At 67.5% G+C, this 12,577-nt stretch carries 13 protein-coding genes and 2 pseudogenes; 5 read left to right on the top strand and 10 right to left on the bottom strand.

From position 1 onward, the window contains the following. Window positions 1-15: 15 nt before the first annotated feature. From ACFYO0_RS04200 to ACFYO0_RS04190, 3 genes are read right to left on the bottom strand one after another with little or no spacing between them, the layout of a single operon-like run. Window positions 16-540: a TIGR03086 family metal-binding protein gene (locus ACFYO0_RS04200; protein WP_388670229.1), complete on the bottom strand. Its 525-nt coding sequence runs from the start codon at window positions 538-540 to the stop codon at window positions 16-18. 35 nt (window positions 541-575) lie between these two features. Then, entirely contained in the window at window positions 576-1,109 is a 534-nt protein-coding gene (locus ACFYO0_RS04195; RefSeq protein ID WP_388670226.1) for an SRPBCC family protein, read from the bottom strand. Continuing rightward, complete coding sequence (locus tag ACFYO0_RS04190) at window positions 1,106-1,468, bottom strand: ArsR/SmtB family transcription factor (RefSeq protein WP_388670223.1); 363 nt, start codon at window positions 1,466-1,468, stop codon at window positions 1,106-1,108. Before ACFYO0_RS04190 ends, ACFYO0_RS04195 begins: the two co-directional genes overlap by 4 nt. Window positions 1,469-2,053: 585 nt before the next feature. Here ACFYO0_RS04190 and ACFYO0_RS04185 point away from each other — a divergent pair. Then, window positions 2,054-2,190, top strand: a pseudogene (locus ACFYO0_RS04185) (ATP/GTP-binding protein); the annotation flags it as partial. Window positions 2,191-2,274: 84 nt separating this feature from the next. Here ACFYO0_RS04185 and ACFYO0_RS04180 read toward each other — a convergent pair. Continuing rightward, the gene (locus ACFYO0_RS04180; protein ID WP_033318262.1) at window positions 2,275-2,478 is read right to left on the bottom strand and encodes a cold-shock protein; all 204 of its coding nucleotides are present in this window, start codon (window positions 2,476-2,478) and stop codon (window positions 2,275-2,277) included. 203 nt (window positions 2,479-2,681) lie between these two features. On the opposite strand from ACFYO0_RS04180, the gene ACFYO0_RS04175 reads away from it, so the two are divergent. Then, window positions 2,682-2,948 carry a hypothetical protein gene (locus ACFYO0_RS04175; RefSeq protein WP_388670220.1) on the top strand — a complete coding sequence of 89 codons (267 nt, stop codon included), beginning with the start codon at window positions 2,682-2,684 and terminating at the stop codon, window positions 2,946-2,948. Window positions 2,949-3,060: 112 nt separating this feature from the next. Here ACFYO0_RS04175 and ACFYO0_RS04170 read toward each other — a convergent pair whose 3' ends face one another. From ACFYO0_RS04170 to ACFYO0_RS04160, 3 genes and pseudogenes are all read right to left on the bottom strand, one after another. Further along, window positions 3,061-4,119: a phosphotransferase gene (locus tag ACFYO0_RS04170; protein ID WP_388670217.1), complete on the bottom strand. Its 1,059-nt coding sequence runs from the start codon at window positions 4,117-4,119 to the stop codon at window positions 3,061-3,063. 23 nt (window positions 4,120-4,142) lie between these two features. Then, the gene (locus ACFYO0_RS04165) at window positions 4,143-5,492 is read right to left on the bottom strand and encodes an aspartate aminotransferase family protein (RefSeq protein ID WP_388670214.1); all 1,350 of its coding nucleotides are present in this window, start codon (window positions 5,490-5,492) and stop codon (window positions 4,143-4,145) included. 522 nt (window positions 5,493-6,014) lie between these two features. Then, window positions 6,015-6,095 (bottom strand): annotated as a pseudogene (locus ACFYO0_RS04160) (thymidylate synthase (FAD)); the annotation flags it as partial. A gap of 298 nt (window positions 6,096-6,393) precedes the next feature. Here ACFYO0_RS04160 and ACFYO0_RS04155 point away from each other — a divergent pair. After that, window positions 6,394-7,563: an ROK family protein gene (locus tag ACFYO0_RS04155; RefSeq protein WP_388670211.1), complete on the top strand. Its 1,170-nt coding sequence runs from the start codon at window positions 6,394-6,396 to the stop codon at window positions 7,561-7,563. Window positions 7,564-8,532: 969 nt separating this feature from the next. Then, a complete protein-coding gene (locus ACFYO0_RS04150; protein WP_388670208.1) occupies window positions 8,533-9,114 on the top strand; it encodes an AAA family ATPase in 582 nt (193 codons plus the stop codon). Window positions 9,115-9,164: 50 nt separating this feature from the next. Here the strand turns inward: ACFYO0_RS04150 and ACFYO0_RS04145 are convergent, their stop codons facing one another. From ACFYO0_RS04145 to ACFYO0_RS04135, 3 genes are read right to left on the bottom strand one after another with little or no spacing between them, the layout of a single operon-like run. Then, window positions 9,165-9,851: a GntR family transcriptional regulator gene (locus tag ACFYO0_RS04145; protein WP_388670205.1), complete on the bottom strand. Its 687-nt coding sequence runs from the start codon at window positions 9,849-9,851 to the stop codon at window positions 9,165-9,167. A gap of 28 nt (window positions 9,852-9,879) precedes the next feature. Further along, window positions 9,880-10,602 (bottom strand): aspartate/glutamate racemase family protein, encoded by a 723-nt coding sequence (locus tag ACFYO0_RS04140; protein WP_388670202.1) that lies wholly within the window; start codon window positions 10,600-10,602, stop codon window positions 9,880-9,882. Then, window positions 10,599-11,861, bottom strand: a complete 1,263-nt coding sequence (locus tag ACFYO0_RS04135) for a dicarboxylate/amino acid:cation symporter (protein WP_388670199.1) — start codon at window positions 11,859-11,861, stop codon at window positions 10,599-10,601. The genes ACFYO0_RS04140 and ACFYO0_RS04135 overlap by 4 nt, the downstream gene beginning before the upstream one ends. A 186-nt stretch (window positions 11,862-12,047) precedes the next feature. On the opposite strand from ACFYO0_RS04135, the gene ACFYO0_RS04130 reads away from it, so the two are divergent. Then, a complete protein-coding gene (locus ACFYO0_RS04130; protein WP_388670196.1) occupies window positions 12,048-12,245 on the top strand; it encodes a hypothetical protein in 198 nt (65 codons plus the stop codon). Window positions 12,246-12,577: the final 332 nt, after the last annotated feature.

The following is a 12,577-nucleotide window of genomic DNA, read 5'->3' as shown; positions in this document are numbered from 1 at the left end:
CGCAAATCCGACTCGTCAGGACTTGCGGCCGATGAAGGCGAGCAAGCGAGTCTGGACGTCGGCTGTCTCCGGCACCTCGACCCGCGGGCCGTACTGCCCGCTCGCGCGGAGCACGTCGTCGAGCGGCAGCATCCCGTCGAGCAACTGGGTGCATCTGTCGGGATCGAGGTGTGCGTCCTGGCCGGTTGCCCGTGCCAGATCCCAGGTATGCATGAAGACGTCGGCGGTGTAGAACCGGTCGACCGCCTGGTCCAGTGGGACCTCACCGATGTGCGGGTTCGACAGCAGCTTGTGTGCGGTGGCCGGATCGTCGAGGAGGGCCTGCACTCCATCGCGGTGCGTCGCCCAGGCTGCCACCGGGTCGTCGTCCACCGAGGGCCCCTTCGGTAGTTCGACTCCGGCGCCTGCTTTCAGGAAGGCGGGGAACCACTCGACGAGGTGACGGACGACATCCCGGGCGACCCACCCCTCGCACGGCGCCGGGTTGCCCCATGCCTGTGGGTCCGTGCCGCGTACGAGGTCGGTGAATGCACGTGCCACGGTGCGGTGCTCATCAGCTGCTGTTCTCGCCATGATCAAGATCCCGTCTCGGTGTGTCGGCCGGCGCTGTTGCCCTGTTGGCCGCCGAGCAGCTCGTCAAGCCGCTCGTAGCCTTCGCGGACGCCGTGATCCATGCCGCTCTTGAGCATCGAATCGCGGGCTTCGATGGAGTCCATGAGCGACTTGCCGGTGACCCGGGTGCGACCACCAAGGTCCTCGAAGACGGCCGTCTCCAGGCTGACGCCCTCCGGAAAGCCCTCGTAGGTGAAGGTCTGCACGATGCGCTCATTGGGGCGCACCTCGTGGAACACACCGTGGAAGCCGTACTCGGTACCGTCGTCGTCGCGATGCACATAGCGATAGGAACCACCGCTGCGCGCGTCGTACTGGTCGATCCGCATCGTGAGCCGACGCGGGCCGAGCCACTGGACGACCAGCTCGGGGTCGGTGTACGCCCGGAACACGCGCTCCGGCGGAGCGTCGAACTCCCGGATGATCAGGATTGTGGGCAGATCCGGGTCGGCCACGATCCGCGTCTCGTTGTGGTGGTGCGTGTCGGTGGTGCTCATGATGCCGCCTCTTTCCCCTGGGTACCCGTCGCCGACTGCTCGCCCATCTGTCCAAGGAGGGCATCGAGACGGCGGAAACGGTCCTCCGCCTCGCGCCGATAACGCTCGATCCACTTCGTCATCAGGTCGAAGACCTCTGCCTCGAGGTGACAGGGCCGCCGCTGGGCGTCTCTGCTGCGACTGACCAGACCTGCGTCCTCCAGGACCTTGATGTGCTTGGACACGGCCTGCACCGTGACGTCGTACGGCTCGGCCAGGTCGTTGACCGTGGCGTCCCCGGCGGCGAGCCTGGCCACGATGTCGCGCCGCGTGGGGTCGGCCAGTGCGGAGAACACCAGCGACAGCTGGTCGTCGGCCACCTCGCACCTCCAGTATTCAACCGATTGGTTAAATAGCCTACGACCGAGGTTCGGGCTTGTCAACCAATCGGTTGAATAGCGGCCGGAAGCCGCCTGCGCCAGGGCCATCGCGGCCGGCGATCCCTCCTACGCACCGTCAAAGGAATCCTGGCCGTCGCTGCGATGGGCGTGAAGCCACGGTCGATGCGGCGCGGCGCGACGGAACTCGGGGTCCCGCGAGGACGGCCTCGGAAAGGCCCGGCGGGGGCGGGGCACCGGCATCCGGCCGGAGGCGGCTACTTCTCGTCGAGGAGGAGGTCCTCGGGTGCGTGGTGAGTCGTACGGTGTTGCCATTGGTGATGTCGACGACAGTGTCAGTCCGGCCCAATGCCCTGTGGTGAGGATGAACAGCCGATCGTCCCGCTGCTCCAGGCAGTCGGGGAAGCCGTCGAGTGCGGGGCCACCGTCACTGAACTGGAGGTGGTCGGCCAGGCGGCGGAACAGCTTGGGCCACAGCACAGCGTCAGTCAGTCAGTCAGTCAGTCAGTCAGCGTGGACATCCGCTCCGCCTTCGCCCCACTTTCGGTCTGGTCCTTGGCCCACACCGTCACCACCCGCATGACCACCGCAAATATCACGACCGCCGCCTGCCGCACCTACACCGCGGTCGGGGTGGACTGGTGCTGATCGACGAGATCCACCGGCTCAACCCGCGCACCTCAAGCGGCGCGGAGGCCGCCGACTGACTCAAGGACCTGAGCTGAGACAGTGATCTCACCTGTAGGCGCCCCAGTGGCGGCCTTCCATCTGGTCCTGCGGGGCTGTGGTCACGCCGGGCGGATGTTCTCCGCCTGCGGGCCCTTCTGGCCCTGCACGACATCGAACTCAACTTTCTGCCCCTCCTGAAGCTCGCGGAAGCCCTGAGCGGCAATGTTGGAGTAGTGGGCGAAGACGTCGGGTCCGCCGCCCTCCTGTTCGATGAAGCCGAAACCCTTTTCGCTGTTGAACCACTTCACGGTGCCCTTGGCCATGGCCTGCTCCTTCGAGGAACCCCGGGCTCGCACCCTGCAGACCCGGGAGGTGAGTGCCCTGGTCCGGAGAGGCGCTGAACAGCAAGAACGCCCATGATCGTGATCACGGGCGAACGGGACTTCGGAACCACGACAGCTGAATACCGACGCTACACCGCGCGGTCGGCAGCCGCTATCGACGCGGCCGTGGATCGTTGCGCTTGATGTCCTACGAGGGCCAGATCGCCGGCCTCGGCGACAACCAGCCCGGATCTCCGCTCAAGCGAGCCGCCCTCCGCGCCATGCAGCGCTTCTCCGGCCTTGAACTGGCCGACCGCCGCGCCGCGGCCATCGCCGCCGTCGAGACCGTCGCTCCGCTGGAGTTCGTGAACGGCGGCGGCACCGCGGGGGCGAACCCCTCGTCGAGGAGGACTGAGGCGGCTCGCCGGAGCGGAGCCACGTCCCCGAAGTACCGCCTTCAGGGCACCTGACGCCGCGTTCTCGGCCCTCGTGGCATGCGGCGTTGCGACGCGCATGTCTCGCAGGGAGCCTTCTCTGCGGGAACTGGATAGGGTGGCCTTTTCAGGCATGCCCATGACGGACCTACCGGAGTTGGGCGATGACGTCGTCCAGGCTTACGGCCAAGGCGTGCTCGATATGGGTCCAGTCGTCCTTGGCGTGGCCGAGGAGATACTCGCGCCGTTCGGGTGCGCGCTCCGCTCGCCAGTTGGTGAGGAGCGCGCGCAGTGTGAGTCGTGCCAGTGCGGCAATCGGGAGCAGCGGAAGTTCCGAGTCCTTGATCGGCCGCTTGCGTTGGTAGCCGGCGACGAAAGCGCAGGCCTCCCGCCAGGGATGATCCGGCGTCCTGGCGAGCAGGTTCGCCATGGGAACGGCGGGGTCGAAGATCACCGCACTGCGCATCGTGTCGCCGAAGTCGATGACGCCGGTGATGACGTGTTCGTTCTTCGGATCCACCACGACGTTGTAGGGGCTGAAGTCCCCGTGGATCACCTGTGCTTCGAGATCGCTCAGCCTCGGGACGACGTTTTCGCCAAAGAGCCGGAAGACCTTTTCAGCCAACTGGTGGTGCTCGGGGCTCGGCGTGTGCTCGACCAGTTCGGCCAGCTGGTGGAAGTACCGGATGTCCCATGCCAGACCTCGTCGGTCCGCCGGGTGCGTGAACGTCCTGAGCGCCACGTCGACTCGCCCCAGCATCTCGCCCGCCTTGGCGAGCCGCTCGGCGTCCGGGTTCGTCTCGGCCAGGATCTGGCCCTCGACGAAGTCGAACACCCGCAGGACCCGAGTCCTGCCGTCGTTCAGCCTGATCGTGACATGGTCGTCTCCGTCGGCGGTCAGCTTCACCCGCTGGACGGGCAAGTACGGAGCGGTGCTTTCGAGGTAGCGCATCGCTGCGGTCTGGAGGGCGACAACCGCCTCCGCCTCGTCAGGCGGTGAGACCTTCACGAGGTAGTTGCTCGAGTCGGTCCTGAGTCTGAACGTGTCGTCCTTCTCGGTCGCCAGTCGCCCCAAGCGCCCGGTGAGGCGGTAGTGCTCCTCAAGGAAAATGCTCACCAGCATCACGTCGATGGGCTCGTGGGACGACGTCAGGCCGCTCTCCTGGAGGAGCCGCTGAGCATGGTTCGCAGCTGGTGAGGTGTTCACGGTCAGTCCCTTCGGCCAGCCTGTTACAGACGGTTCTTCGCGACCTCGGCGAAGGTCTCCAGGAATCGGGTCACATCGGCGGAGTCGAAGGCCAGCGGAGGGCGGATCTTCAGAGTGTTCGCCGAGGGGCCCGTGCCGCTGATGAGAATCCGGCGGTCTCGCATGTCGTTGATGACGTTGTCGGTCAGCGCGCGGTCGGGTTCGAGGGTGTCCCGGTCCTTCACGATCTCCACGCCGACGTACAGGCCGGCGCCGCGGACCTCGGCGACGTAAGGGGAATCCTTGGTGATCCCCCGCAGCCCCGCGCGCAGAGCGTTGCCGCTCTCCAGGACGCGCTGCCGCACATTCTCCTTTTCCAGGACGTCCAGCACCGCGGCGCCGGCGGCCACGGGGATCGAGCTGCCGCCGAAGGTGTTGAAGTAACGGACGTTCTGTCCGAACTTCTCGCTGACCTCGGGGCGGAAGACCACACCCGAGATCGGAATTCCGTTGCCCATCGGCTTGCCCAGGGTGACGATGTCCGGCACCACGCCGTGGCGGGTGAAGCCCCACATCGACTCCCCGAGCCTGGCGAACCCCGACTGCACCTCGTCCGCGATGTAGACACCGCCGGCCGCGTGCACCTCCGCCACCACGGCCTGCATGTATCCGACGGGATCCGTGAAGATGCCGTCGCTGGAGTAGGCGCAGTCGGTGATCAGCGCGGCCAGCCGGTAGCCGTGGCGCTCCAGGTCCTCGATCGCACCGCGCACCTGCTGCCGCATGTGCGCGGCGAGCGTGGATCCGGGCGCGACGAGGCGCGGGTCAGGAGCATCGATGAACCGGACGTTCGGGCCCAGCGGTGATCCCGAGCCCAGGGTCGGCGAGAAGCTGGCCACCTCGCGGGTGAGGCCGTGGTAGGCCCAGCGGGTGACGATGATGCCCTCGCCGCCCGTGTGGAAGCGGGCCACACGCACCGCCAGGTCGTTCGCCTCCGAACCGCTGCACGCGATGCTCAGCCGCGACAGTTCCTCGGGGAAGGTCGCCAGAAGCCGCTCCGCGTAGTCGACCAGGGCTTCCTGGACGTAGCGCGTGTTGGTGTTGACCGCGGTCATCTGGCGGGCGACCGCCTCGGCCACGTGGGGGTGGGCGTGTCCGACACACGGGACGTTGTTGTAGGCGTCGAGGTAGTCGTTGCCGTCCCGGTCGATCAGGTGGGCCCCGTGACCGGAGACGAACTCGACCGGCTCCTTGTAGATGAGTGTGTAACCAGGGCCCAGCACCTTGTCGCGGCGCTGGATCGTCTCCTGGAGGTGTTCGGGGAGTTCGCTCAGTACCCCCGGATCGAACCTATTGGGGTAGTGGGCGAGAGCCCGACTAATCGTCGAAGTCATCGGCAGGCACACCTTCAGTCTTTGTCCGGGGCTGCTCGCTGCGTTGGTCGAAACCGTACCATCATTTATCTCAGTTTCAACCTGAGACTAGAAACTACCCGGATCTTGGGGGTCCCAGCAGCCCTCCGCATGCACGATGAGGGTGTTCTCGTCATCGCACATCTCGCCGCGGACGGCCCTTGGGGCGCCGCCAATCCGGAGCGGGCAATGCCTGCTGGGCACCCCTGGCTCGCCGCCTGTCCCGTTGAGCAGGAGGGTTACGGGTAGGGGCGACCCAGCGCGAGGGGCTTGTAGTGGGGTGGGCCGGACCTGGCGAGGCCCAAACGATATTGGGTCCCCGTACCCGGATGGAGGAGGCAGCCGGCGCGGGCCGGCACGTGTGTCAGGGAGAGTACGCCGCCATCGCGGGGACTAGCACGCCTCACCGCCAGAGGGGCGCCGTCAGCGCCGTATCAGTTGGTCCCCGTCACGATCAAGCAGTGCCTCCTAGGCATGGCCTACGCACCAGCGGCGGCCGAAGCAGCGGCCGCTTCCCTCGTTGTAGGAGAAGCCGACGCGGTGCCGTTGGAACTCACGGAACACGAAGATCGGCGCACTGACGATTCCCTTCCGTGCCAGGTGAAGTGCCGCCGAGAGGCCGGTCAGGCCGGCCCGAAGATCGCCACGTCGACACTCTTCATGTCCCTGCTCTCTGCCAGTGGCGTCAGTCGCTCTGGGTGCATGACAGATGAGTTGAGAACCCTCCGACAAGGCGGAAGCCTCCGGCAAGGACACCTTCGAGGGCTGCCAGGCGGGAACGACAAGTCCGTCGAAACAACCGCTTGTCACCGCGTCGCCCTTTGTCGTACCGCCCAAACCGGTGCCGGCCCGATCGGCGAACCGCTCTCGCTATGGTCATCACGTGACCACCAACCCAACCTCCCGCGACTACAACAAAGCGTCAGTCCTTGACGTGGTCCTCTCCCACGCGCCCTTGACACGGAACAAGCTCACCGGGCTGACAGGCCTGAGCAGGGCCACGGTCTTCAGAGCGGTGGAGGAGCTCTGGGCCGACGGCTTCCTCGTCGACTGCGGGATCGACGAGGTCACCGGCCGCGGCCGCCGGTCCACCTATCTGGACCTGTCCGGCACGGCCGGCCACGTCGCCGGTGTCAGCTTCGGCGCACAGACCACCGGCGTGCTGGTGACCGACCTCAGGGGCCGCGAGATCCAGCATGTAACGGTTCCCACCGCCGATCACCAAGAGGTCGCGGACGCCGCACGATGGCTGGTCGACCTGATCGCGCAGGCCGCCGAGTCCGCGCAGGGCCCCCTGCGGCAGATCGTCGTCGCAGTGCCCGGGCGGGTACGGGGCGGCACGGAGATCTTCGGCCCCGCGGAGTCGATGAAAATCTTCGCGGGCTCCGATTTCCACAGAGCCATCGAAGACCAGGTCGACGCACCCGTGCTGCTCGACAGCGACGCCAACGCGGCCCTGCTCGGGATCCTCACCGACGACGCCACCATCACCAACGCCGCGCTCTTCAGCCTCAGCACCATACTGAACTTCGCCCACTGCACAGATCACGAGCTCGCCCGTGGGAGCACACCCACCTTCGGCGACATCGGGGTACTCTCCTCCGGAGTCGGCAACGAGATCCTCGACGAACTGCTGAGCACGAGGGGTCTCCTTCGCTTCGCCCGCAAACGGGGGCTCGACCTGGAGCGCGTCGAGGACCTCTGGCTGCAACCACGCACCGAGGCGCCGCACGCCGAGGTGCTTCAGGCATTCACCACGGCGATCGTGACCGCTGTCAGTGTCGTCGCCGTGACGCTGGACCCGGAGTCGGTCCACTTCGTGGGCCGGCTGCGTCCGCTCGTCGACGTCGTGCTTCCCCAGGTGCGCGGGCGGCTCGACCAGACCCTTCCGGCGGTGCCAGAGATCAGGACGGGTCCGCATCTGATCGGTCTGTCGACGGCACAGGGAGCGGTCTACGCGTGCCTGACGATTGCTCAGAAACGGCTGAGAGATGCCGTGCTCGGAGCACGGCATCAGAGCCGGCTCACGGAGCGATCCGCACCGGCCTTCTGAGCCGACCGCCGACAGGTCCGATCGGGATGCGCCGATCCGCCCCGGCCCCGCCGCCGCTAGCTCTTCGGGAGCTTGGGCGTCCGCGAGTTGTTTGACGGTGCGGTAAGCCATGCGGAGCTGACGATGGATCGAGCGCCGGCTGTGTCCGGCTTCCAGAGTGCGTGGACCTGCGCATGGCGGGCACGGATGCGGTCGGCGAAACGGTGGCCGATGGGCCAAGGTGATGTGGGCGTCTCCTCGGCCGCCGGGGCCGGGGCGGGCTCTACTGCTGGTGGAGCAGCGCGCAAGCAGGTGCAGTGCTGGGAAACGCACCGTTCCACGGCCTGGGCGAGGTTGTTGGGTCGGACCGGGGCGCCCTGCCGGGATTACTCCCGATGGGTTTCCCCGGCCCGCCCGCCGAACCCGGCGTGCCCGTCTCCGGGCACCGGGCACCGGGCACCGGGCACCGGGCACCGGGCACCGGGCACTCCACGAGATCATGCCGTTGGAGTCGGGGACCGGTCAGAGCATCCGGCCATGGGGTGGGGATGCTGTTGCCCCGGTGACGGTATCGAGTGATCGATACCTTGCCGAGGTGAAACAGTCTGATCCCCTGCCTTCGACACCAGCGACGGCAGGAACGATGCGAGTATGACCGCCGCTTCGTAGGAGGTGGCGGTCTTCTCGTATCTCGTTGGCCGCGGAAGCCATCGAGCCCTTGAAGCAGCGCTCGATGGCGTTGCGCCGACGGTAGGCGTCTTGGTCAAACGTTGGTGGCCGGCCGCCGCGGCTCCCAGAACGCGGGGATGGCTGACTCGCGGTGACAGCGCACTGGATCAGCAGGACCCACCCCGCCCAGCCGGCTGCCTGACCAGCGCCCCGCCCCGCGTCAGCGGTGGGTACGCCGGGCAACGGTGTGGCGAGCGCACTCCCCTGCGGGTGGAGAAGCCAGAGTCCGAACTTGCCGGAGTGATCGATACGGTGGCCCGGATGACGACATCCTCATCCTCCACGCATTTGGTGGTGCTGCGCGGCAACAGCGCCTCCGGCAAGAGCTCGGTGGCTGCCGGCCTGCGCGAGCGGTATGGCCGTGGCATCGCCCTGGTCAGCCAGGACACGCTTCGCCGCGACGTGCTGCGCGAACGGGACATTCCCGGCGGCGCAAACATCGGCCTGATCGACCTGACCGTCCGGCACGCCCTCGAACACGGCTTCCACACCGTGCTGGAGGGCATCCTGTATGTCGCGCACTACGGCGAGATGCTCGCCGGGCTACTTGCCGACTACCCGGGCCGGACCCACTGCTTCTACCTGGACGTCCCCTTCGAGGAGACCCTGGCCCGGCACGCCACCAAGCCGATCGCCCACATGGTCGGCGAAACCGAACTCCGGTCGTGGTACCGGCCCCTGGACCTGCTGCCCGGCGGCATCGAAACGGTGATCCCGGCGACCAACTCGCTGACGGCGACGATCGACCAGGTGATGCACGTACTCGGTCTGGCCGCACGCGCCGAGGCGCGAAGTGCCCCGCCGGCTGGTCCGGTTGGAGCTGACAAGGTCGAGGAGGGCTGAGTTCACGTCGTCCGTATGGAGCCCGGTCGGCGCCGACAGAGACTGGCGTTCTAGCCGGTGGCTGCCTCGGCGAACTGGTTGGTGTCGAAGAGCTGGTTGATGTGTCCGCCCAGCTCGGACCAGTGCTGTCCGGAGAGTTCGGCGGCGGCGCGGGCGTCGCCGCCGGCGCAGACGTCGATGAGCTGGTCGTGGTGTTCGATGGTGTTGCGGCCGCCGAGGAGGGTGGAGAACTTGCGGTAGAGGATGCGGTGGATCTGGGGGTGGAGCTGCTCGACGATCCGGCTGAGTACAGGGTTGTCGGCGGCGGCGATGGGGACGGCGTGGAAGCGGTCGTCGCCGGCTAGGGCGGCGGTGGTGTCGTTGGCGGCGACGGCCTGTTCGAAGTCACGGTTGGCCTCGCGCATGCGCTCAAGGTCCTGCTCGGTCATGACCGGCACAGCTGTCTCGATGGCGAGCTGGTCGAGGGAGCGCAGGACGGCGAGGGTTTTCTCGACGTCACGGCGGTTGAGAGTGGTGATGCGGGTGTAGACGCCGGGTTTGGCTTCGACCAGTCCGATGTCGGCGAGCCGGGCGAGCGCCTCGCGCACCGGGGTGCGGCTCAGGCCGAGGCGCTCGGCGAGTTCACCGTCCTTGACCTTCTCGCCGGGGACGAGTTCGCCGCGCACGATGGAGTCGCGCAGGCGGTGGAAGACCTCGTCGCTGAGGAGGCGGCGGGAGACAGGACTGTCGAGTGACATATTGCGTACAGTACATCGGCCTCCCGTCCTACCCGGCCGTGCTCTCGGTTGTGGCCCTGCGGACCAGGGTCTGGGCCAGGACGAGCGCCGGGTCGATGAGGGGGACGTCCACGGCGTCGATGGGAAGGCCAAGAGGTATTTCCGTGCAGCCCGCGATCACCGCTTGCGCGCCTTGTTCGGTCAGGCGCTGTGCGGCACGGGTCAGCAGTGCGGTCGTCGTGCCGTCGTGGGTGCCGGCCTTGACCGCGTGGATGGCGGTCATGACCTCGCGATCCTGGCTGGCGGAATCGGGCAGCACAAGGCGGATGCCGAAGCGGTCCAGCCACTCCTCGTACAGGCCGGCGCGGACGGTGCCGCTGCTGGCGAGCAGTCCGACGGTGTGGACGGGCGGGCTCACCGTGGTGAGGTGCCGGGCGACTTCGCCGATCATGTGGACGATGGGCAGGCCGACGTGATCGGCGATGCGTGGGACGAAGGCGTGCGCGGTGTTGCACGGGATGGCGATGACGGTGGCGCCGGCCTCGCGCAGGACGCGGCTGCCGTCGAGAAGCCAGGGCGTGGGGTCGGGACCGTTGCCCAGCAGGGCCTCGGTGCGGTCGGGGATGGTGGGGTCGGACCAGATGACCGTACGGAGGTGGTCCTGGTCGCTGGAGCCGGGGGTGGTCGCGACGAGCTTGGCGTAGAAGTCGGCGGTGGCTGCCGGGCCCATGCCGCCCAGGATGCCGATGATCTCGGTGGTGGGGACGGTCACCGTGCGGTTTCCTTCTGGAGGGCCGTGGCCTCGGTCGCGGCCGGGGCGTGGGGGGTGTCACGGCTGCCGCGCTTGGCTTCGCGCCGGCTCTCGGAGCTGTCGATGACGGCGGCGGCCAGCGAGTTGCCGACGACGTTCACACCGGTGCGGGCCATGTCGACGATGAAGTCCACGCCGAGGAGCAGGGCGACGCCCTCGGCAGGCAGGCCGATGGAGTTGCCGGCGGCGATGAGGACGACGATGGAGGCGGAGGCGACTCCGGCCATGCCCTTGGAGAGGATCACGAGCACGCCGACCATGAGCAGCAGGGGGGGCAGGGACGTGTCCGCGCCGTAGGCGTTGGCGAGGAAGACCAGGGCGGCCGCCTGGTAGAGGACGGAGCCGTCGGTGTTGAAGGAGTAGCCGAGGGGGACGACGAACGAGGTCGTCGACCGGCTGAGGCCGAAGCCTTCGAGCTTGCCCATCAGCGGGGCCAGCACCGATTCGGAGCTGCGGGTGACGAAGGCGATCCCGGCCAGCCCGGCGATGGACCTGAGCAGGTTGACGTAGCGGATGCGGTAGATCGCGGCGATGAGCGGGAAGAGCACGCCGACCACGATGGCCAGGCCCGCGTAGACGACGGCGATGAAGCCGATCAGGCTGCGCAGGTTGCCGAAGCCGTAGTGGGCGACGTCGTACGAGATGAAGCCGAGCACGCCCAGCGGCGCGATCCGGATGACGTAGCCGACGACCTTGAACATCACCGCGGCGACGGAGTCCAGCACGGAGGCGAAGGGCTGGGACTTCTCCCCGATTGCGGCCATGGCGACGCCCACGAGGATGGCGAAGACGATCGCGCCGAGCAGGTTGCCCTCGGCGAACGCGGCGAAGATGTTCTTCGGTACGGCGTGCAGGACCAGCTCATGGAAGTCGATGCCCTGGCTCATGCCGTCCAGGTCCGTGGCGTCGGCCCCCTCGACGGGGGCGCCCTTGCCGATGCCGGTGAACTTGGCCAGGCACACCGCGATCAGCAGGATGACGGTGGTGACGATCTCGAAGTAGAGGATGGCCTTGCCGGCGATCCGGCCGACCTTCTTTATCGACTCCATGCGGGCGATGCCCAGCACGATGAGCGGAAAGACGAGGGGCAGCACGACGACCTGCACCAGGTTCAGGAACACCTCCCCGAGGATTTTCATCTGCTCGCCCGCGGACGGGGCGAGGGATCCGATGAGGGCTCCGAGGCCGACAGCGATGATCGACTGGATTCCGATCGGCATCTTCAGACAGCGCCGCCAGAATCCTTTGGGCCGGGTCGGTGGAGTGTCTGTGCTGGTGGCGCGGGTGTGAGAGAGATCCATGAGGCTCCCGTCATATGCAATATATTGCATTCTGCGTGTCGGCCGGTAACACTGAGGCCGGAAGCGGTGGCCTGTCAAGGGGCACGCAAGGACGAGGAGCGTCAGATGGCGCTGGCTCAGACCACACGCATGGAGCACGACCTGGTCGGAGACAAGAAGGTCCCCGCCGACGCCTACGTCGGCGTGCACACCGTGCGGGCTGTGGTGAATTTCGCGATCACCGGGTCGACCATTGCCCAGTTCCCCGACCTGATCGCCTCACTGGCCGCCGTCAAACGGGCGGCGGGCGCAGGCAAACCGTGACCTCGGCCTGCTGCCGTCGGACATCGCCGAAGCGATCATCGACGCATGCGAGGAGATCGGCTCCGGACGACTGCACGAGCGGTTCGTCGTCGACCCCGTCCAGGGAGGGGCCACTGGCGACCCCGAACCGTACCGGGAAGCCAGAGGGTGCAGACGGTGAGCCCTGCCTCTGCGTGGCGCCCGAGATCACTCCGCCCGACCCCCGCATGGTGCGCCGCAAGGCCCTCCCGCGCCGGCGCCTCAAGGACCCGCCCGCAATCAACGGGCCTGCGAAGGCCCCCCCAAGCCTGCGCCTGCCTCCCGTCGCGGCGACCGTGCTGAGCGATCTGATT

The sequence above is a fragment of the Streptomyces sp. NPDC006365 genome, assembly GCF_042870755.1.
In the GTDB taxonomy this organism is placed as follows: Bacteria; Actinomycetota; Actinomycetes; order Streptomycetales; family Streptomycetaceae; genus Streptomyces; species Streptomyces xiangluensis.
The sequence above is the reverse complement of the archived record's forward strand: the minus strand, read 5'-3'. Positions and strand labels throughout refer to the sequence as shown.